The sequence below is a fragment of the Sphingomonas sp. LR59 genome, assembly GCF_036855945.1.
In the GTDB taxonomy this organism is placed as follows: Bacteria; Pseudomonadota; Alphaproteobacteria; order Sphingomonadales; family Sphingomonadaceae; genus Sphingomonas.
On sequence record NZ_JASPFL010000001.1, the window covers coordinates 2,273,363 to 2,294,338 of the forward strand.

Annotated in this window: 18 protein-coding genes and 3 pseudogenes; 11 read left to right on the forward strand and 10 right to left on the reverse strand. The window is 65.5% G+C overall.

Features of this window, described 5'->3' with window-relative positions:
• Positions 1-90: 90 nt before the first annotated feature.
• The 6 genes from QP164_RS10515 to QP164_RS10540 form a co-directional block, all read right to left on the reverse strand.
• A complete protein-coding gene (locus QP164_RS10515; protein WP_132895286.1) occupies positions 91-1,494 on the reverse strand; it encodes an NAD(P)H-dependent flavin oxidoreductase in 1,404 nt (467 codons plus the stop codon).
• A gap of 69 nt (positions 1,495-1,563) precedes the next feature.
• Positions 1,564-2,712 carry a glycosyltransferase gene (locus QP164_RS10520; RefSeq protein WP_333923090.1) on the reverse strand — a complete coding sequence of 383 codons (1,149 nt, stop codon included), beginning with the start codon at positions 2,710-2,712 and terminating at the stop codon, positions 1,564-1,566.
• Positions 2,713-2,879: 167 nt separating this feature from the next.
• Positions 2,880-3,236 (reverse strand): endonuclease domain-containing protein, encoded by a 357-nt coding sequence (locus QP164_RS10525; protein WP_332754577.1) that lies wholly within the window; start codon positions 3,234-3,236, stop codon positions 2,880-2,882.
• Positions 3,237-3,352: 116 nt separating this feature from the next.
• Positions 3,353-4,462 carry a glycosidase gene (locus QP164_RS10530; RefSeq protein ID WP_333923091.1) on the reverse strand — a complete coding sequence of 370 codons (1,110 nt, stop codon included), beginning with the start codon at positions 4,460-4,462 and terminating at the stop codon, positions 3,353-3,355.
• 175 nt (positions 4,463-4,637) lie between these two features.
• Positions 4,638-5,396 carry an SDR family oxidoreductase gene (locus tag QP164_RS10535; protein WP_132735500.1) on the reverse strand — a complete coding sequence of 253 codons (759 nt, stop codon included), beginning with the start codon at positions 5,394-5,396 and terminating at the stop codon, positions 4,638-4,640.
• A 55-nt stretch (positions 5,397-5,451) separates the two neighbouring features.
• Complete coding sequence (locus QP164_RS10540) at positions 5,452-6,333, reverse strand: alpha/beta fold hydrolase (protein WP_132735503.1); 882 nt, start codon at positions 6,331-6,333, stop codon at positions 5,452-5,454.
• 37 nt (positions 6,334-6,370) lie between these two features.
• Here QP164_RS10540 and QP164_RS10545 point away from each other — a divergent pair.
• From QP164_RS10545 to QP164_RS10575, 7 genes and pseudogenes are all read left to right on the forward strand, one after another.
• Positions 6,371-7,731 (forward strand): annotated as a pseudogene (locus tag QP164_RS10545) (protein adenylyltransferase SelO).
• A 36-nt stretch (positions 7,732-7,767) separates the two neighbouring features.
• A pseudogene (astD, locus tag QP164_RS10550) lies at positions 7,768-9,179 on the forward strand (succinylglutamate-semialdehyde dehydrogenase).
• Positions 9,180-9,259: 80 nt separating this feature from the next.
• Positions 9,260-10,051, forward strand: coding sequence for a uroporphyrinogen-III C-methyltransferase (gene cobA / locus QP164_RS10555; protein ID WP_333923092.1), 792 nt, complete (start codon positions 9,260-9,262; stop codon positions 10,049-10,051).
• Positions 10,048-10,344: a DUF2849 domain-containing protein gene (locus QP164_RS10560; RefSeq protein WP_333923093.1), complete on the forward strand. Its 297-nt coding sequence runs from the start codon at positions 10,048-10,050 to the stop codon at positions 10,342-10,344. Before cobA ends, QP164_RS10560 begins: the two co-directional genes overlap by 4 nt.
• Positions 10,345-10,626: 282 nt before the next feature.
• A complete protein-coding gene (locus QP164_RS10565) occupies positions 10,627-12,258 on the forward strand; it encodes a nitrite/sulfite reductase (protein ID WP_333923094.1) in 1,632 nt (543 codons plus the stop codon).
• A 161-nt stretch (positions 12,259-12,419) separates the two neighbouring features.
• Positions 12,420-12,848: a DUF934 domain-containing protein gene (locus QP164_RS10570; protein WP_056063055.1), complete on the forward strand. Its 429-nt coding sequence runs from the start codon at positions 12,420-12,422 to the stop codon at positions 12,846-12,848.
• Positions 12,841-13,592 (forward strand): annotated as a pseudogene (locus tag QP164_RS10575) (phosphoadenylyl-sulfate reductase). The gene QP164_RS10570 and the pseudogene QP164_RS10575 overlap by 8 nt, the downstream one beginning before the upstream one ends.
• A gap of 163 nt (positions 13,593-13,755) precedes the next feature.
• On the opposite strand, the gene QP164_RS10580 reads toward QP164_RS10575, so the two are convergent.
• The gene (locus QP164_RS10580) at positions 13,756-15,246 is read right to left on the reverse strand and encodes a replicative DNA helicase (RefSeq protein WP_056063049.1); all 1,491 of its coding nucleotides are present in this window, start codon (positions 15,244-15,246) and stop codon (positions 13,756-13,758) included.
• Positions 15,247-15,345: 99 nt separating this feature from the next.
• Between QP164_RS10580 and QP164_RS10585 the strand changes: the two genes are divergently transcribed.
• Genes QP164_RS10585 through cdd form a run of 3 tightly spaced genes read left to right on the forward strand, consistent with a single transcriptional unit; the run spans position 15,346 to position 16,959 of the window.
• Positions 15,346-15,828, forward strand: coding sequence for a UPF0262 family protein (locus tag QP164_RS10585; RefSeq protein ID WP_132735525.1), 483 nt, complete (start codon positions 15,346-15,348; stop codon positions 15,826-15,828).
• A 7-nt stretch (positions 15,829-15,835) separates the two neighbouring features.
• Positions 15,836-16,513: a glycoside hydrolase family 25 protein gene (locus QP164_RS10590; RefSeq protein ID WP_333923095.1), complete on the forward strand. Its 678-nt coding sequence runs from the start codon at positions 15,836-15,838 to the stop codon at positions 16,511-16,513.
• Entirely contained in the window at positions 16,510-16,959 is a 450-nt protein-coding gene (gene cdd, locus QP164_RS10595; RefSeq protein ID WP_332754585.1) for a cytidine deaminase, read from the forward strand. Before QP164_RS10590 ends, cdd begins: the two co-directional genes overlap by 4 nt.
• A gap of 193 nt (positions 16,960-17,152) precedes the next feature.
• On the opposite strand, the gene QP164_RS10600 is transcribed toward cdd, so the two are convergent.
• Complete coding sequence (locus QP164_RS10600) at positions 17,153-18,700, reverse strand: porin (protein ID WP_333923096.1); 1,548 nt, start codon at positions 18,698-18,700, stop codon at positions 17,153-17,155.
• A gap of 140 nt (positions 18,701-18,840) precedes the next feature.
• Here QP164_RS10600 and dcd point away from each other — a divergent pair, with 140 nt between their 5' ends.
• Positions 18,841-19,395, forward strand: a complete 555-nt coding sequence (dcd, locus tag QP164_RS10605; RefSeq protein ID WP_055878967.1) for a dCTP deaminase — start codon at positions 18,841-18,843, stop codon at positions 19,393-19,395.
• Between the two features lie 562 nt (positions 19,396-19,957).
• Here dcd and QP164_RS10610 read toward each other — a convergent pair.
• Entirely contained in the window at positions 19,958-20,317 is a 360-nt protein-coding gene (locus QP164_RS10610; RefSeq protein WP_333923097.1) for a tetratricopeptide repeat protein, read from the reverse strand.
• Between the two features lie 200 nt (positions 20,318-20,517).
• Positions 20,518-20,946 (reverse strand): ExbD/TolR family protein, encoded by a 429-nt coding sequence (locus QP164_RS10615; RefSeq protein WP_165886455.1) that lies wholly within the window; start codon positions 20,944-20,946, stop codon positions 20,518-20,520.
• Positions 20,947-20,976 lie beyond the last annotated feature (30 nt).

The window sequence follows — 20,976 nt, forward strand, 5'->3', positions numbered from 1 at the left end:
TTCGCTGGGGTGACGGGGCGGGTTGGGGATACCGGGTTGAGTGAAGTGTCCGCTTGGGACGCGTCCGGCTCGGACGCCGGACACAGCGCCTCAATCCCCCGTCAAAATCCGATCGACCAGCTGCCCGACACTCGGCACGAACCCGTTCGAATAGAACGGATCCTTCTTGAAATTATACGCCGCATGCCCCGCGAACATCAGATTCTGGTCGATGTCGCCGCCATGCGCGATGTCCTGCAGCGTCTTCTGGATACAGAAGCTACGCGGATCGGCCAGACGCCCGGTCGAGTTCGTCTCGGTATCCGCCCAGCTCGAGAACGAGCATTGCGACAGGCAGCCCATGCAGTCCGCCTGGTCCTTGCGGATCATGCCCTTCTCGGTCGGGCTCACGAACACCAGCGTATTGTCCGGCGTCTTCAGCGCATCGGTATAGCCCTCGCCGAACCACTGCCGCGCGCGGAGCAGGTCGTTGCGCGTGACCCAGAAGTTCTTGCCCTTCACGCCGACGTCGAGCTGGAACACGTGATCGCCGGCCTCCTGCGTCGAGAATGCGATCTGGCGCTCCGAGCGGGCTTCGAGCGAACGCAGGAACGGATTGCGCACTGCCGACGAATAGAACCCGGTCGGGGAGAATTTGTGCAGCAGCACGTCGCCTTCTTCGATCTGCGTCAGCGCGTTCTTCCAGCCCTCGGGGATCGGGCTCTCGCGCGTCAGCAGAGGCCGCGTACCGAACTGGAACGCGATCGTGCCGAGCTCGGGATTGTCGATCCAGTCGTTCCAGTCGCGCAGATACCAGACGCCGCCCGCCATCACGATCGGCACGTCGTCGCTGATGCCGCCTTCGCGCATCACGTCGCGCAGTTCCTTCACGCGCGGATACGGGTCCTGCGGCTTCAACGGGTCCTCGGCGTTCGACAGGCCGTTATGCCCGCCCGCGAGCCACGGATCCTCATACACCACCGCAGCCAGCCACTCGGCCGCCTTCGAATACGCCCGCTTCCACAGCGCCCGGAACGCACGCCCGGAGCTGACGATCGGCAGATAGCTGACGCCGTAGGACGCGGTGATCTCGGACAGCTTGTACGGCATGCCCGCACCGCAGGTGACGCCGGCGACCTTGCCGCGCGTCCGCTCCAGGACGCCGTGGAGGATCCGCTGCGCGCCGCCCATTTCCCACAGCACGTTGATGTTGATCGCGCCCTTGCCGTCGGCGATCTCGTACGCGCGCTCGACCTGCTGAACCGCGCCTTCGATCGCGTATTCGACGAGTTCCTCGTGGCGCGCACGCCGCGTCAGGGCTTCGTAGACCTGCGGGATGATCTTGCCGTCGGGATCGTAGCTGTCGGCATTCACGGCAGAGACCGTGCCGATGCCCCCGGCCGCAGCCCAGGCGCCGGCCGACGCGTGGTTGGTCGCGGCGACGCCCTTGCCGCCCTCAACCAGAGGCCAGACTTCCCGACCGTTATAGACGATAGGCTTCAGGCCCTTGAACACGACGTCACCTCTCCCGGAAAATACGGCCCCCTATATCGCAAGGACGCAGCGCGCGAGCAATATTAAGACCTAGGTTAGTATATCGCCCAGCGCACCGGGGCGCCCGAGCGCATCCTCGTACAGCGCGCGATAGCGAGCGATCATAACTGCTTCGTCGAATTCCGCCCGCGCCTTGGCCTGGTTCGCAGCGCCCACCGAGGCGCGCAGCGCAGGATCGGACACCAGCGCCTGCAACGCGTCGCGCAACCGAACCTCGTTGGCGATGTCGGTCACGAACGGCAGGTTCTCAGGCGCGACCATCCGCTTCAGGTCGCCGACCGGATAGCTCGCGATCGGCAGGCCCGCGGCCATTGCCTCGACCACCGAGATCGGGAACTGCTCGCTCCGCGACGACACCGCGAGCATGTCGAAATGGCCGATATACCGATACGGCCGATCAAGAAATCCGGGCAGCACCAGCTTGTCCGCCATCCCCATCGCCGCGGCTGCCTGCACGATGTTCGCGCGCTCCGGCCCCTCGCCGACGATCACCAACCGCACCCGCCCCGACACACCGCCGACCGCCCGCACCAGTGCGGTCAGGTCCTTCACCTCGCGCAGGCCCGCGAGCGCACCGATCACGATTTCCTTGGCGTTGGGCACGAACCCCGGGATCGCCTTCGGCTCGGGCTTCTGCGCGTAATACGCCGTGCCGATCCCGTTGACGATCCGGTGCACGCGCGGGCGCGGCTGCTTCCAGGTATTGAGCGCGATCCCCTCGAGCACCTCGGAGGGCACCGCCAGCGCATGCGCCGCACTCAGCGCCAGCCGCCGATAGATGTTGCGCTCGATCTTGAGCCCGGACGCCTCGTCGGCGTTGAACCCATCCTCGTGATGGACGAGCGGCGGCGCCCCCTTGCTGAATGCGCGCCGCGCCATCGCCCCGTCGATCGCGCCCCAGTTATACGTCAGCACCAGATCGAACCGCCGCATATACTGCGCGATCGCCTCGTACCGCTTGACCGAGGGCTTGCCGGTCAGCGGCGGTGGATGCTGCGCGATCTCGTAGCGCACCCCTTTCGCGATCGACTCGCGCGCGCTCAACGCGTCGGGCACCCCCGATACGATGGTGTGCCTGGCACGATCCCCAAACGCATTCATCAACCGAACCGCCCGCGCCTCCTTGCCGCCAAGGTCGAACGAGGAGTGAAGGTGGAGGATGTTCACGGAAGCGGCCATGCGCCGGGGGATGCCGATTTCTGGACGGGGTTTCAAGGTAGGCAGCAACCATGGAGCCTTAGGAAAGTAGCAGATGAACCCGCGCTATCGCGACCGATGCGCCCTATGGCGGACACATTCTAGCCCTCTCCCGCCTTCGCGGGAGAGGGTTGGGTGAGGGTCTTCTTCTACTTCGCGGCTCGCGCCAGGAGAGCAACGAGGATCGTTTCCAGAACGCCTTCGCGATTTTCAATGATGTCGCTGTTCCAGAAGCGGAGCACCTGATACCCCCTCGCCTCCAGAAAGGCGGTGCGGGGTGCGTCGATCTTCGGGTCATGCTGACTGCCGTCGAGTTCGACGATCAGCATGGCTTCGAGACAGGTGAAATCGGCCACATAATGGTCACCAATCGTATGCTGCTCGCGGAACTTGAAGCCGCCCAGCCGACGATTGCGCACGGCGAGCCAGATGATCTGCTCAACATCGGTACGTTCGCGCCGCAGGCGGGCGGCATGGCGACTGATCTGGCGGCGTACCGGATACATCCGACGAGCCTAGAAGAAGAAAGACCCTCACCCAACCCTCTCCCGCGAAGGCGGGAGAGGGCTAGAAATTGAATGTCCGCTTTCCTCCCATCTCCGACATTCACGCCGAGAGCGTTTTACGTCGCAAATACCCCCTTGCGAATATGCGTGATCCGGCAGGCCAGGTCCGCCTCCCCACTGGCCACCACATAGAAGTCGCCCGCGTCCGCGATCCCCGTCGTGAAGACGACGTTGTCGAGGTACATGCTGTCCTTCAGTGGCTCGGTCAGCACGGGGTTGGGTTCCAGCAACGGCGTGTGCTGTGTCGCGACCGTGATCGACGGATCGTCCTTGTCGAGGATCGACCAGTACGTCCGATAGATCCCGACCACGCCCGACGGTTCCACCCCGTGCCACAGCGTCAGCCACCCGCGGTCGGTCAGGATCGGCGGGGCACCGCCGCCCATCCGCGCGGTCGCGACGGTGGCGGCATGCGGGCGGATACCGGGCTTGTCGTGCGGCTTCCAATGCAGCGCATCGGGCGAGCGCGACAGGTTGATCGAGGGGCCGCTGCGCCATTCGCTGCCCGGCGGGTAGGCGAAATACAGGTCGCCGAGCGGGCGGGTCTGCGCCCAATACTGCCCGGCGATCAGGCCCTCGAAGATCAGCATGTCCTTGTTCTGGTGATCGAGCACGATCCCCTCGAGCTGCCAGTCGAGCGCATCGGCGGACGAATACAACGTCGTCGAATGCCGCTCCGGGCTGACCGAGCAGGTGGTCATCAGATAGCGGTCGCCGACCTTCGAGATCCGCGCATCCTCGACGCCGTAGCATTGGTACGAGGTGCGCGGCGCGATCGCCTTATCGTAATGCACCGCGACCACCGACCGCCCCTCGGCATCAAGCTCGACCGGGAGCAGCCACGACAACGACGTCAACGCCATCACCTTCCACCCGCCACCGGGGATCAGGAATTTCCGCGGGTCCTTCGTATCGACCATCGCCAGCGGCCAAGCGTCGAGCACATATGCGCCGTCGTCCCAGCGGATCGCATGGACGTTGCCGTCCCCGATCGGCTTTTTCAGTGCCTCCGCCACGCGCACCATCAACAGCAGATTGCCGTTCGCCAGCCGCGTCATCCCCGGATTGAACGCGCCGAGCACATAGGTCTCGGCACCGACCTTCCCCGCCAGCGGCGAGCGCGACAGGTCGATGTCGGCGGGGGTGAAGACGAGCTGATCGAACATGCTGTACTCCTTTAATTTACGTCCGGCGACGTCGCCCCACCTACTCCGTCATCCTGACGAAAGTCAGGACCCAGGGTCATCAAGGGTAGTTCGCCGTTACTCTGGGTCCTGACTTTCGTCAGGATGACGGAAAGGGCGCCGCGCTTGCTCCCTCAATGCCCTTCAGTCGGCGCGCCTATTCCCCCTCCAGCGCCCGCGGGACTATCACGATCTGCTGGATCACCGTCCGCGTCGGCTGGGTCAGCACGAACTCCACCCCGACCGCGATGTCCTCTGCGCGCAGCATCTGCTCCGCCTCGATCATCTGGCGCTGCTTGTCGTCGGGGACGTCCGGATACTGCATGTTCGACCCGACCTTGCCCGGCTCGACCAGCGAGACCTTGATCCCCTTGGGCCCTACTTCACGCCGCAGCGCCTCGGCGAACCCGGCGATGCCCGATTTGATCCCGGCATACACGGTTGAGCTGGGCCCGAGGATATGCGCGCTCAGCGAGCCGATGATGACGATGTCGCTGATCGGCGTCATCCGGTGCGCAGCATGATGCGCGCTGAGCAAATACGCGGTGAAGTCGACTGCGATCGCATAGCGGAGTTCGTCCTCGCTCATCTGCATCAGACCGCCCGCCGCAACCGCCGCGTTGACGACAGTGATGTCGAAGCCGCCGAGATAGGCCTCGCCCGCATCGAAGAACGCACGAACCTTGTCGGGATCGGCGAGCTCTGTGATCATCCCGTCGCCCTCGCCGACTTCGCGAATGCGCGCGAGCGCGTCCTGAAGATAGCGCTCGTCGCGACCGCAGATGAACACCTTGGCCCCTTCCGCCGCGAGCAGCACCGCGATCGCCCGGCCGATCCCGGTGGTCCCCCCGGTAATGATCGCACGGCGGCCCTTCAGCGGGCGGACGGTCGTGTGGGCGTCGGAGAGTTCGGTCATCAAGTATCCCGGCTTGTCAGCAGATTGGCGGCGAAACACCTCGCGCCGCTCTCCCCTAAGCGCGGATCGCCGCCCCCTCAAGCGCACGCGCCAGCAACCGGTCGATCGGCTCCTGCAGCATCGTCTCGCTCAGCGTCGGCGCATGCCCCACGCCCGGCACCGTCACCAGCTCCGCCCGGTCGAGCGATGCCGCCATCCGCTCCGCCGTCGCCGCCGACAACAGGTCCGATCGCCCGCCGCGGACGATCAGCGTCGGCACGTCGCGGAGCGAGGCGAGCGCCTGCCACATGTCCGGCCCCGCCTCGTTCCCCGGCACACGAAACGGCTCGGCGATCTTGAGGTCGTAATCGAGCACGATCCGCCCCGAACTGTTGAGCCGGTACAGCCGCTTCGCCATCGCCAGCCAATCCTCGATCTGCCAATCGGGATAGACGTCGGCGTTGTTCTCGGAGACGCAGCGCGCGGCGTGCATCCAGGTCGGGAAGACGCTCGCCTTGCCGACATACCCGCGAATTCGCGACAGCCCCTGCGCATCGATCTCCGGCCCTACATCGTTGAGCAGCGCCGCCATCATCCGCCCTCTGGAAGGTCCAGCCATGAGCATCGTGACGATCCCACCGAGCGACGTGCCGAACGCTATGTACCGATCGATGCCGAGTTCGGTCAGCAACGCCTCGACGTCCTGCACGTAGGTCAGCGGCACGTACGACATCGGATCCTTCGCATACGCGCTCTCGCCGCGCCCGCGGAAATCGATCGCGATCAGGCGCCAGCGCCCTGCCAGCCTTGCCGCCAACGCATCGAAATCACGCGCATTCCGCGTGAGGCCCGGCATGCAGAGGATCGGCGGCTGACCTTCCTTGCCCCCTGGATAGTCTCTCGCGTGCAGTCTCAGCCCGTCGTTGGACCACCAATAGAGGTTTTCGTGAGCGGCCATGGTTGCGTCCTTCGGGTAGCGGCCACCATATCGCCGCATGCCTACCCGCCCGCAAGTGTATCGCCCCGAAGCAACGCTCCTCGACCTTGGAGACGGCTTCTTCGATCCCGTCGCACCCGCCGACTTCCCCGAGACCCGGCTGCGGTTCCGCAACGACCGCGCCGCCGCGCAGATCGGCGTCGACACGCTGACCGATGACGAATGGACGCGCCATTTCGGCCGGTTCGCCCCCTCCCCGACACGCTCCCCCAACCGCTAGCCCTCCGCTATCACGGCCATCAGTTCCGCAACTACAACCCCGATCTCGGCGATGGCCGGGGCTTCACCTTCGCGCAGATGCGTGACGAGAGCGGTCGCCTGATGGATCTCGGCACCAAGGGCTCGGGCCAGACCCCATGGAGCCGCGCGGGCGATGGCCGCCTCACGCTCAAGGGCGGTGTCCGCGAGATCCTCGCCACCGAAATGCTCGAGGCGCTCAACGTCCCGAGCTCCCGCACGCTGTCGCTGATCGAGACCGGCGAGCACCTCCACCGCGGCGACGAGCCCAGTCCGACGCGCTCCGCCGTCCTCGTCCGCCTCAACCACAGCCATGTCCGCATCGGCAGCTTCCAGCGCCTCGCCTACGAACGCGACGAAGCCGGCCTTCGCAAACTCGTCGGCTACACGCTCCGCAACCTGTACGACGAGGACGGCGACGACCCGGTCCGCCTGCTCGACCTCGTCGTCGGCCGCACCGCGCGCCTCGCCGCCCGCTACATGGCGGCGGGCTTCGTCCACGGCGTGCTCAATTCGGACAACATCAACGTCACCGGCGAGAGCTTCGACTATGGCCCGTGGCGCTTCGCCCCGACCTGGGACCCGGCGTTCACCGCCGCCTATTTCGACCACCAGGGGCTCTACGCGTTCGGCCGCCAGCCCGAGGCGATCCACTGGGACGTGATGCAACTGGCCGTCGCGCTCCGCCAGATCGTCGAGAGCGAGCCGCTTGTCGCCGCGCTCGACCAGTTCGGCCCGCGCTATCAGCCCGAAGTCACGCAGGCGATCCTCTGGCGCCTCGGCGTCCGCTCGCGTGATCCCGACACCGACCGCGACCTCGTCCAGGCCACCGAGCGCGCACTCCGCACCTCGGGCGTCGGCATCGACCGGTTCTTCTTCGACGCGTTCGGTGGGGAATTGCCCGACACCTACGCCGACCCCTGGACCGAAGTCCGCACCGCACTCGCGTCGTACGAACCCCGCAAAGACCGCTCGCACGCCTATTGGTCGGGCGAACCGTGCAGCATGCTCATCGACGAAGTGGAAGCGATCTGGTCCCCGATCGCCGACGATGACGACTGGACGCCGTTGCATGCAAAGGTCGCTGCGATCCGCAACATGGGAGACGCGCTTGCCGAATAATTGGAATCATTCCTGATTTGAGGCAAGAGCAGCGCCATGTCCGACGAGATCATCTCCCACGAACCGGCCACCGGCGCGGTCCTCTGGCGCCATCCGGTCGGCGACGTCGATGCCGAAGTCGCTTGCGCCCGCGCCGGCTGGTCGAGCTGGGCCTCGAAACCCTCGCCTTCCGGATCGAGACGATGCGGCGTTTCGCCAACATCGTCCGCCAGCGCAACGACGCGTTCACCGACCTGATCGCGCGCGAAACGGGCAAGCCGATCTGGGAAGCGCGCGGCGAAGTCGAGACGGTCATCGCCAAGGTCGACATCTCGGTCAGCGCCTATGCAGATCGCACCGCGCAGCGCCGGCTGGAGGCGACGATGGGGACACGCATCGCAGTCCGTCACAAGCCGCACGGCGTGCTCGCGGTGCTCGGGCCGTATAACTTCCCGGCGCACCTGCCTAACGGCCACATCGTCCCCGCACTGATCGCCGGAAACGCGGTCGTCTTCAAACCGTCGGAAAAGACCCCCGCCGTCGGCGCGTTCCTCGTCGAATGCTTCCGCGCCGCTGGCGTGCCCGCGGAATGCATCCGCCTCGTCATCGGTGGCCCGAACGAAGGCAAGGCACTCGCCGCGCATCCCGATATCGACGGGCTGCTGTTCACCGGCTCGGCGCGTACCGGTCTCGCGCTCAACCGCGCCTTCGCCGACAAGCCCGAGAAGATCCTCGCGCTCGAGATGGGCGGCAACAACCCGATCGTCGTCTGGGACACGCCCGACCTTCACACCGCGGCGGTGCTGATCATCCAGTCCGCCTTCACCACCGCAGGCCAGCGCTGTACCGCCGCGCGCCGGCTGATCGTCGACACCAGGCTCTACGACCCGCTGATCGCCACGCTCGACAAGATGGTCGGCCGGATCATCGTCGGCGAACCGCACGCGACCCCCTCCCCGTTCATGGGCCCGGTGATCGACAACGAAGCCGCCGACCAGCTCAGCGAGAGCTTCCTCGAACTGCTTACCCGGGGCGGCCGCGCGATCCGCCATCTCGAACGCCCGATCGCGGACCTGCCGTTCCTGAAACCTGCGCTGATCGACGTCACCGACATCGCCGACCGCCCCGACATCGAGCTGTTCGGTCCGATCCTGCAAATCGTCCGCGTCGACGATTTCGACGCCGCGATCGCCGAGGCGAACAACACGCGCTACGGCCTGTCCGCCTCGCTGATCAGCCAGACACCCGCGCTCTACGACCGCTTCTGGGCCAACATCCGCGCCGGCATCGTCAACTGGAACAAGCCGACCAACGGCGCATCTAGCGGGGCCCCGTTCGGCGGGATCGGCTGGTCGGGCAACCACCGCCCAAGTGCTTATTACGCGGCGGATTACTGCGCCTACCCGGTCGTCAGCAGCGAATCCGAAAGCGCGCGTGCGTCGATCGGCATCGGCCTCAGCGACGGCTGACCGACCACGGAAAGCAATCCTACCCCCGCCAAAGCATCATTCGGTTGCGGGGCAGCGTGTTGCCGCCCATCTCCGGTGACATGGCAAGTCTCCTAGACCCAACCGCGCGCGGGCGCGTCATCCTCGTCGGGGCGGGCCCGGGCGATCCCGGTCTCCTCACCGTCCGCGCGGTCGAGGCGCTCAAGACCGCCGACGTCGTCGTGCATGACGGTCTGATCGATCCGCGCGTGCTCGACATCGCGCCGCCGGGGGCGCAGCGCATCTCGGTCGCCAAGCAGCGCGCACGCCACACGCTGCCGCAGGAGGCGATCAACGCGCTGATCATCGCGCACGTGAAGACCGGTGCGATCGTCATCCGCCTCAAGGGCGGCGACCCGTTCGTGTTCGGCCGCGGTGGCGAGGAAGTCGAAGCCGTCCGCGCCGCTGGGCTCCCCGTCGAGGTGATCCCCGGTGTCTCGGCCGCACTCGGTTGCGCCGCCGAAGCCATGCTGCCGCTCACCCACCGCGATCACTCGAGCGCGGTCAGCTTCGTCGCCGGCCAGTGCAAGGGCCTGAGCGAGCAGAACTGGGCCGGGCTTGCTGGCCAGGGTCGGACGCTGGTCATCTACATGGGCATCGCCACCGCGACCGACATCGCCGACAAGCTGATGGCCGACGGCGTCGCGCCCGACATGCCCGTCGCCGTTCTCGAACGCGGCACGCTCAAGGGCTCACGCGCGATCCGCACGCTTCTGGCCGATCTCGGCGCGATGGTCGCGCGCGAGGCGGTCAAGAGCCCCGCGATCATCGTCGTCGGCGAAGTCGTGGAGCTGTCGGACGCCGAAGACAAACTCGCCCGCTGGGCCCGCGTAGCAGAGGCAGCCGCCGCATGAAGATCCTGACTGGAAACGACCTTCCCACCGGCGACGTCGTCTGGTGGACCGGCAACGGCTGGTCGCGTCATATCGAGGACGCGGTCGACGTCGGCGTGTCAGGTGAATCGATCCTCCAGGCCGAGGAAGGCGCCCGCCGCATCAACGTCCCTTATCTGATCGAGGCGACCCAAACCGACGAAGGCCCCCGCCCCGCCCACATCAAGGACCGCATCCGCGCTTTGGGCCCAACGATGCGGCCCGACCTGACCCTCAAACCCGCCGATCCGAACGCGGGGAGCTGGGTGATATGATTCACGCAAAGCCTGTCCTGAGCGAAGTCGAAGGGGCGTTAAGGCGCGAAGAGGTTAGCAAGAAGGTGTTTCACGCAGAGGCGCAGAGGCGCGGAGATGTTGCGCTTGCCGCGCAGCGGCTTTCAAACTCACCAAGCCTTAGAAAGCTTTTTGCCGCTTATGCGGTAGCTCCCTCCGAACACCTCTCCTCCGCGCCTCTGCGCCTCTGCGCGCAAACTCTTCTTTTAAATCTCTTCGAGCCATCGCGCCTTCGCGTGAACCAAAACTTCTCCGGAACCCCGCATGTATAAATACGACGAATACGACCAGGCGATCGTCGACCAGCGCGTCGACGAGTTCCGCGATCAGGTCCGCCGCCGCCTCTCGGGCGAGCTGACCGAGGACCAGTTCAAGCCGCTGCGACTGATGAACGGTCTGTACCTCCAGCTGCACGCGTACATGCTGCGCGTCGCGGTGCCGTACGGGACGCTCGACGGCCGCCAGATGCGGATGCTCGGGCATATCGCGCGGAAATACGATCGCGGCTACGGGCACTTCACCACGCGGCAGAACATCCAGTTCAACTGGATCCAGCTCGACCAGACCCCGGACATCCTCCAGGAACTGGCGACGGTCGAGATGCACGCCATCCAGACCAGCGGCAACTGCATCCGCAACATCAGCTCCGACCAGTTCGCCGGCGCCGCCGCGGACGAGGTCGCCGATCCGCGCCCCTGGGCCGAGCTGATCCGCCAATGGTCGACGTTCCATCCGGAATTCACCTACCTCCCGCGGAAATTCAAGATCTGCGTGATCGCGGCGGACGAGGATCGCGCGGCGATGCGCCTCCACGATATCGGCATCGGGCTGCACGTCCGCGACGGCGAACTCGGCGCCAAGATTTATGTCGGGGGTGGCATGGGCCGCACGCCGATGATCTCCCACGAGATCCGCGACTTCGTCCCCGCCGACGACCTGATGAGCTATCTCGAAGCGTGCCTGCGCGTCTACAATCGCTACGGCCGCCGCGACAACATCTACAAGGCGCGGATCAAGATCCTGCTCCACGAGATCGGCGCCGACGAATATCGCCGCCAGGTCGAGGAGGAATTCGCCGCGGTGAAGGGCCTCGGCCTCGATCCCCCACGGGCCGAGCTGGAGCGCATCACCAGCCACTTCGGCGCGCCCGATTTCGACGCCAACGCCTCGACCGATATCGACCGCAGCGATCCCGACTTCGCGGTCTGGCTCGACCAGAACGTTAAAGCCCACAAGCAGCCGGGCTATGCGATCGTCAACATCAGCCTGAAGCCAATCGGCGGCATCCCCGGCGACGCTTCGGCGGATCAGATCGACGTGATGGCCGATCTCGGCACGCGCTACAGCTTCGACGAACTGCGCGTCACGCATGCGCAGAACATCGTCCTGCCGCACGTCCGGATCGCCGACCTGCATGCGGTGTGGTCAGCGCTGAACGACGCCGGGCTTGCGGAGGCCAATCTCGACCTGATCAGCGACATCATCGCCTGCCCCGGTCTCGATTACTGCAGCCTCGCCAACGCGCGCTCGATTCCGCTCGCGCAGAAGATCGCGACCCGCTTCGGCAGCCTCGACCGCCAGCGCGATCTGGGCGAGTTGAAGCTCAAGATCAGCGGCTGCATCAATGCGTGCGGGCACCATCACGCCGGCCACATCGGCATCCTCGGCGTCGACAAGAAGGGCACCGAGAATTACCAGCTCTCGCTCGGAGGGTCGGGCGCAGAGGATGTGAGCCTCGCGAAGATCACCGGCCCCGGTTTCTCCGAAGACGGCGTGGTCGACGCGATCGAACGCGTCACCGACCGGTACCTGCAGGTCCGCGACCCCGGTGAGCGCTTCCTCGATACCTACCGCCGCGTCGGCTTCGAGACGTTCAAGGAGGCGATCTATGGATAACCCGATCGTCACCCCAACGCCTCTGTCCATCACCCAAGCGCTTCTGTCCGTCACCCCAGCGAAAGCTGGGGTATCCGGGGGAACACGTCCGGCCCGAACCATGAGATCCCAGCTTTCGCTGGGATGACGGGAGTTTGGGCAAGCATGACGGGAGTTTTCGCATGAGCGACACCCTACTCCGCTTCCGCGACGACGAGCCGCATGACGAGCCCGCGGTGACGCTCGATTCGTTCATCGGCCAGAGCAACGCCGCCGCCGTGCGCCTGGAGGCAGGCGACGACGCGCGCGCGCTGTTGCCGCAGATCGACCAGCTTGCGCTGATTGAGGTGAGCTTCCCCGGCTACCGCGACGGGCGCGGCTATTCCTCCGCGCGGATTCTGCGCGAGGCAGGATACACGGGCGAATTGCGCGCGCAGGGCGACGTGCTGGTCGACCAGATTCCGCTGATGCGGCGCTGCGGGTTCGACAGCTTCGCACCGCAGGCACCGATCGATATCGACGTGCTGCGCGCCAGCCTTGAGCGCTACGACACGCCGTACCAGAAGGCGGCCGACGGCGCGGTGCCGGTGTGGAAGCTGCGCCATGGGTGAGCCCGCGCGCCAACTCGACATGATCGACGTCACGCCGGCGTTCACGCGCGCCGACGCGATGGCGATGCAGGAGCGGTTCGAAGGCGTCTCCGCGCAGGAGATGCTGTTCGAACTGCTCGTCGGCGAGTTGCGCGGTCGGATCGCGGCGGTGTCGTCGTTCGGGGCCGAGTCGGCGGTACTGCTGCACATGGTCGCGCAGGTTGATGTCGACGTGCCGGTGGTGTTCACGAATACGCAGAAGATGTTCGGCGAGACCTTGGCGTACCGTGACGAACTGGCGGAGAGACTGGGGTTCACGGACCTGCGTGTGTTCCGCCCGGATCCGCGGTTGCTGGCGATCAAGGACAAGACGGGGTTGCGGTGGTCGTACGATCCCGACGGCTGCTGCGATCTGCGCAAGGTCGAGCCTTTACGACGGGCGCTGGCGCCGTTCGATGCCTGGATTTCGGGGCGGAAGGGGTTCCAGTCGGGCACGCGTACGGCCTTGCCGCGGTTCGAGGAGGATGAGGGCCGGTTGAAGATCAATCCGCTTGCGGATTGGGACAAGGCCAAGCTTGACGCCTATTTCGCCGAGCATCAATTGCCGCGGCACCCGCTGGAGGCGCAAGGCTATCTCTCGATCGGCTGCGCGCCGTGCACGACCAAGGTAGCCCCGGCGAAGACCCGCGCGCAGGCCGCTGGCGCAGTTTCGACAAGGTCGAATGCGGTATCCACGCGCCCACCGATTACGATCCGATGATCTGACCGCTTTCCCTCGCCCCTACGGGGAGAGGGAGGGAGGAGCGTAGCGACGGAAGGGAGAGGGGCGTTGGGATCAACCGTCCCGAGCCCCACTCCCCTCTCCCTTCCCACCGCAAGTGCGGCGGGCCCCTTCCCTCTCCCCGTAGGGGCGAGGGACACGATGGCTTCAATACTCCGCGAGATCCGAGAACTTGGTGATCGTCGGATCGAACTTCATCCGGACCTTGCCGGTCGCGCCGTGACGCTGCTTCGCGATGATCAGTTCCGCCAAGCCGTAAACCCGCTCCATCTCCGCCGCCCACGACGCATGGTCCTCGAAGATCTTCGAGCTGTCGCCTTCCGCCGGCCGCTTAGGCTCCTTCGACGCGACGTAATAATCCTCGCGGTACACGAACCAGACCATGTCGGCGTCCTGCTCGATCGATCCGGACTCACGAAGATCCGACAGCATCGGCGTCTTGTCCTCGCGCGATTCCACCGCACGCGACAGCTGCGACAGCGCGAGCACTGGCACGTTGAGGTCCTTCGCCAAGGTCTTCAGCCCGCGCGAAATCTCCGAGATCTCCTGGACGCGGTTGCCGTCCTTGCTCTTGCCCGAGCCCGACAGCAGCTGGAGGTAGTCGACCACCACCAGCCCGATCTCGTTGTTGTGCCGGCGCTGCAACCGGCGGACGCGCGTATGCAGCGCGCCGATCGAGAGACCGCCGGTGTCGTCGATGAACAGCGGCAAATTCTCCAGCTCGGCGGCGGCGGCGGCCAACTGCGCGAACTCGGTGCGGCTGATCTTACCCATGCGGAGCGATTCAGACGAGATCTGCGATTGCTCGGCAAGGATACGCGTCGCCAGCTGGTCGGCGGACATTTCCAGCGAGAAGAACGCGACCTTCGCGCCGACCGAATCCTTCGGCGCGATCCCGTCGGCCATGTCGCGCATCCAGCGCCGCGCGGCGTTGAACGCGATGTTGGTCGCGAGCGAGGTCTTGCCCATGCCCGGACGCCCGGCGAGGATCATGAGATCGCTGTGATGCATGCCGCCGATCTTCGCGTTGATCGAATCGATGCCGGTGGTGACGCCCGACAGGTTGCCGCCGGAGTTCAGCGCGCGCTCGGCCATCTTGACCGCCGCGGTCGTCGCCTGCGCGAACGACTTCACCGTGTTCTCGGAACCACCATCCGCCGCGACCTTGAACAGCTCTTCTTCGGCGAGTTCGATCTGTGCGCGCGGATTGACCTCCTCGGACGTGTCCATCGCGCGATCGACGAGCGTACGGCCGACCGACACGAGCGCGCGCAACATCGCCAGGTCATAGATCTGCTGCGCGAACTGGCGCGCACCGATCAGCCCCGCGCCGCTGCCCGTGAGCCCCGCCAGATACGCCGGCCCACCAAGCTCGCGCATGCCCTCGTCCGCATCGAACATCGGCCGCAACGTCACCGGCGTCACCAGCATGTCGTTGCCGCGCAGCGTCTTGATCGCCGCGAAGATCCGGCCGTGCACCGGCTCAAAGAAATGCCCCGGCTCGAGCTTGTCGACGAGATCGTCCGCCAGCCGGTTGTCGATCATCATCGCGCCGAGCATCGCGGCCTCGGCTTCGACATTGCGGGGAAGCTGCTGCGGCTCGGCCACGGCGGGAACGGGGAATGCGAGAGTTGCCATCCCCTTCACCTACGCGATGGACGGGCCCTCGTCCAAGCTGCTCGCGCCGGAATGCTGGGGATAAGTGACAGGGCGAATGTCCCCCGCTATCGAACCGGTATGGCCGACCCGCGGATCATCGACGTGCAACTCGACGAGACCAGTCTCGGCTGGCGCTCGCCCGACGTCGAGCAGGAACGCCGGATCGCGATCTTCGACCTGATCGAGGGCAATCACTTCGCACCCCAGCGCGCCTACCCGGACGGCTATGCGGGCCCCTACAAGATCAAGCTCCAGTCGGAGGAAGGGCGCCTCGGCATCCATATCCACCGCGAGGACGACACGCATCTCGAGACGCTGGTACTCGCGCTCGGGCGCTTCCGCCGCCCGATCCGCGATTATTTCGCGATCTGCGACAGCTATTACCAGGCGATCCGGCAATCCTCCCCCGCGCAGATCGAGACGGTCGACATGGCCCGCCGCGGCGTTCACAACGAGGCCGCCGAGCTTCTCAAGGAGCGCCTCGACGGCAAGATCGAGGTCGATTTCGACACCGCGCGACGGCTGTTCACGCTGATCTGCGTCCTCCACATCCGCAACTAGAAGACCCATGGCTCACGCACTTCTGAAATTCGCGGCCGCGCTCGCCGCAACCGGCTTCGTCGGCATCTGCGGCTGGACCGCCGCGACCGGCTGGCATCCCGACGTCAAGCAATACCCGCTCCAGGGCATCGATCTCGCCGAGAACCCCGGTCCGGTCGAATGGGGCACGGTCCGCGCCCGCGGCGCCGACTTCGCGTACATCGTCGCGACCTCGGGTACCGACCAGCGCGATCCGACCTTCGAGGCGAACTGGGCGGCGCTTCCCGAGGCCGGGTTGCGTCGCGGCGCGGTCCATATCTATTCGTTGTGCCAACGCGCGGACGAACAGGCGAACGCGTTCAACACCTTCGTGCCGCGGACCTCGGACGCGTTGCCGACCGCGGTCGACATCGCGTTCCACGATGACTGCACCGCGAGGCCGGACCGCGCGACGCTGATCGCCGACATTGCGCAGTTCGTGACGATGGTCGAAACGCACACCCGCCAGCCGGTGATGCTGCGTATCAGCAAGGCGGTGGACTCGCAATACACGCTGTCGGACGCCGTCCCGCGGCCGCTATGGGCGGTGGAGAATATCTTCAAGCCCGACTACACCGCGCGACCTTGGCGGATGTGGCGCGCGAGCGATTTCCGCCGGATCGACGGGATCGAGGGACCGGTAAACTGGGACGTAGTGGCTTCATGACTGAACACGCAATCCAACTCGTTGCCGCAGCACGTGACGCCGCGCGCAACGCCCACGCGCCCTATTCGCGGTTTGCGGTCGGTGCAGCGGTATTGCTGAACGATGGCACCGTCATCACCGGCGCGAATTTCGAGAACGCCAGCTACGGCCTGTCGCTCTGCGCCGAGACGGTCGCGATCGCCACCGCTAGCGCCGCGGGTCGGCTCCGCGATATCGTCGCGATCGGCGTGATCGGCGGCGCGATGGACGCCGAGGGTCGCGCCACCGGCACATCGCCGGTCAGCCCGTGCGGTCGCTGTCGCCAGGTCATCAACGAAGCCGCACAGATGGGTGGGCGCGACCTGCCCGTCCATTGCGGCGCCGCGGAAGGCGAAGCGATTCGCACCTACACCGTGTCGGAATTGCTGCCGGATGCATTCGGGCCGGCGGACCTAGGTATCAGCTGAAGCCTCGTCACCCGGACAGGTTCGGTACCCCTTCAAACACATACACGTCGGCGATCGTACGGCGCCCTTGTTCTCCCGCGAAGGCGGGAGCCCAGTCTGAATCCCCGCCTTCGCGAGGAAACAAAGCTTCCTTGTTCGAAAGGGATAGCCACCGATTCGTTCCGAGCTCAGCCGCGCCAGCTTGAACCTCGCCTCAGTAATTCCACTGCAATTGCGTACGGATCAAATTGCCGTCCGCCCTCCCTGTGCGCCGCTCGTCCGCCTCGCGTCGCTCCATCCGTGCATAGGCGATCGTCAGCTCGATCGGCGGGGTCGGCTGAAATTCGATCCCGAGCTCGAACTCGTCGGTCTCGAGTCGCGGCGCGTTGGCCAGCGCCTTCCACCCGCCGCGGTAATATTGCCAGCGCGCATACGGCATGAACGGGCCGAGCGGCGATGTCTTCACTCGCCCCATCGTCTGGATATAACCGCCGTTCAGCCGCTTGGTCGTGATCGACTGCGACGTCGCATCATATTCGGGGCCCCGTCCCCAGTTCCATTCCGCCTGGAACCCGATCGGCTGCGGATACAGGATCGCGTGGACGCCGAACCGCTCGTCGGCGAACGCCGTATCGCTGACCCCGCCGGTCCGCAGTTCGGGCTGCACGCGGTTGCGGATCGCCGCTACGCCCGTTTCCAGCACCTGCCCCGCGAACGCGCTGCCGAAGCCGTCGAGCGCGAACGGCCATGTCGCCATCGCCACGGTCATCACGCCGTCGTTGGTTTCCGCGCGGCTGATGCCCTGTCCGTTATAGACGGCCACCCCGAACGCACCGTAATTGCCGAACAGCTTCTGGCCGTCGTCCTCGAGCCGGTCCCAAATCCGCTGCACCTGCGGTGGCGTATAGAAGGCGACGATGCCGAGGTCGCGCTCGCCGGGCACCGCACTGTTGATCCCATCGCTCCGATCGAGCGTCAGGCGGTTCGACGAGGACTGCATGTTTTCCCAGCCAAACGGCACCTTCGACTGGCCGAAGCGAAGCCGCACCGTGCGATCCGCATCGAGGAAGGTATCGACATACGCATCGCGGAGCTGCGCAAAGCCCTCACGACGCTCGCCCCCCGACTGGTTGCTGACGTTGACAGCGAAATCGGGCTGAAAATAGAACGACACCCGGTCGGTCAGATCGCCTTGCAGGACGAGGCGGACGCGACGCAGCGAGAAATTGCTGTTGTCGCCGATCGCGCCGTCATGGACCGATCGCAGCCGCGACTGGCCATCGGGCGCGGTACGATCGCCCGACAGAATTTCGTTGAACCGCATCTGCGTATAGCCGCGCAGCGTGATGCGATCATACCAGGCTTGCGTGCCCGCCGTCGGTGCAGCGGCAAGCTGCGGTGCCGGGCGAGGCTGTGCTTGTGGTACGGCTACAGGTGGCGGCGCGGTGTTAGCCAGGTCGGTCTCGGGCGCAGTGGTCGGCCGCGTCGCGCTGGCCGAGCTTGTCGCCGGTGCCTGTGCGGCCTTGAGTTCGGCAATCGTCGCCTTCAATTCGTCGATCTGGCGTTGCAGATCCTGCACCGTCTGCGCGGACGCCGGGTTGGGTAGCGTAAGCGTTCCGGCGATCGCGATCAGCAACCGGGACGAAAGGTACAAGGAGCGCCGCCCAGTACCGATTGCCGCGCCATCGGGCGCGTGCACGACGCTCGCCGATACGCCGGAGGATGGCACATGACGCCCTGCGGTTCGCGATGCCTGATTCATGACATTTCCATGACGCCCCCATGACGATCCGGAAGATCGCGAGCAATGTCATTTTCGCGGCAAAATCGCGCAGGGGTGGCGCACGTGCCCTTGCCGCGGCCCGCTATCCAAGCGAAAGCGCACGGCGAAGAGGAGCTACCATGTCCGTGATGTCCGACCGCTGGATTCGCGAGCGCGCGCTGGGCGACGCGATGATCGAGCCATTCCATGAGGCACAGCGTCGCGATGGCTGCATCTCGTACGGGCTGTCGTCCTATGGCTATGACGCGCGCGTTGCCGACGAATTCAAGATCTTCACCAATGTCGACAGCGCGATCGTCGACCCCAAGGACTTTGCGGCGAACAGCTTCGTCGACCGCAAGACCGATGTCTGCATCATCCCGCCGAACAGCTTCGCGCTTGCCCGCACCGTCGAATATTTTCGCGTGCCGCGCGACGTGCTGGTGATCTGCCTTGGCAAGTCGACCTATGCGCGCTGCGGGATCATCGTCAACGTGACTCCGCTCGAGCCCGAATGGGAGGGCCATGTGACGCTGGAGTTCTCCAACACCACGCCCTTGCCCGCGAAGATCTATGCGAACGAAGGCGCGTGCCAGTTCCTGTTCCTCAAGGGGAACGAGCCGTGCGAGGTGAGCTATGCCGACCGTGCGGGGAAATATATGGGACAACGCGGGGTGACGCTGCCACGACTTTAGGGTTTGGCGGGAGACCAGTGAGGCCGCGACGAGTTGAAACGTTCCCGTCGCTCGGGAGGGCGGAGTCCTTGAGTCCCCCCACGCGCGTCCGCGTTACCTAAGACGCGCCGTCAAACACCTGAAGTGGCCGTCGTGGACGGATCCGCCTCACACACGACCACCCCGGCGAAGGCCGGGGCCCAGGTGGAAGGGCCTCAATAACGAAGCGCGCCGATCTTTGGCAACGTTCCCCAACTGGGCCCCGGCCTTCGCCGGGGTGGTGCCGGTGGGATAGTACCCGGCATGACCAGATCGGGCCTCCCCGTCGCCCAGCCGGAACTGACCGCAGACCGCACCGACGTCTTTGCCGCAACGACCTGTCCTGACCAACGACGCGAAAACGTCCTAGAGTCGCCCCAGGCATAACAGCGCATAGTTGCTAGCCGCGTCGATGCACGACCCGATGCCCACTTCCCGCCCCTGACCAGCCAACCCCGTGTGCCAGAGAAGGGGGACCAGACTGGGCCATCGCGGGCGAACAAGGAAGGGCGCGCCCTTCCCGATCACTGCCGCAACCAAAACGTCAGCGAGTCGCGATCTGCTGCGTCTGGTGGCCAAGCGCGCGGCTCGCAATGTCGTGCGACGACAGCACCGCACCCGATGGCATGTCCATCGCGACCGCGGGCCGCGCCAGCACCGCGGCGTACAGCGCGCGTGCTTCCGACTCGCGGCCGGTCCGATGATACACCGAGGCCAGGTTCAACATCAGTTCGGGACGCTGCGGGAAGATCTTCCGCTCGGCGAGGATGCGCTGTTCGGCCGTCGAGAGATCGCCCGCCGCGATCGCCGTGTAGCCGGTGCGATCGACGGTCGCGGACGCCGCCGCCAGCGCCGGCGTCGCTGCGCCGAGGGTTGCGAGAACGAACAGAACGGTCTTGCGCATCGCTCATCTCCATGGACCTTCGCCGATCCGAAGGTTTCATTTATATGACAACGGTGTGTCACTTCGATGACTGTCATACAAGTACATTGATCAAGTCTTGCAAGATCCCCGCAGATGCCCCCGCACATCCACCCGCGCACAACGAAAAAGGGCGGCCCCGGAGGACCGCCCTTTGAAGTTCGATAGGTACGCGAGTCGACTTAGAAGTCGTTGCGATACTGCTCGTTGCCGATGAAGCCGAGCTTGGTGATCGACGACCGCTTGATAACGGCCAGCGTGCGATCGACCACTTCATACTTCGACTGCGGATCGGGCTGGAAGTGGAGTTCGGGCTCGGGCGTCATGCCAGCGGACTGATCCAGATACTGGCGCAGCGTGACTTCGTCGACCGGCGAACCGTTCCACGCGACGACACCGGCGGGATCGATTGTGATCTTGTTCTTCTGCGGATCGACCGGGTTCTGCGGCTGGTTCTTGCTGTTGACCGGAAGGTCGACCTTCACGGCGTGCGTCTGAATGGGGATCGTGATGATGAACATGATGAGGAGAACGAGCAGGACGTCGATCAACGGCGTCATGTTCATTTCCATCATCGGCGCGCCATCTTCTTTGCCGCCGCTCATTGCCATCTTATACTACTCCTAAATACGTCCGAGCAA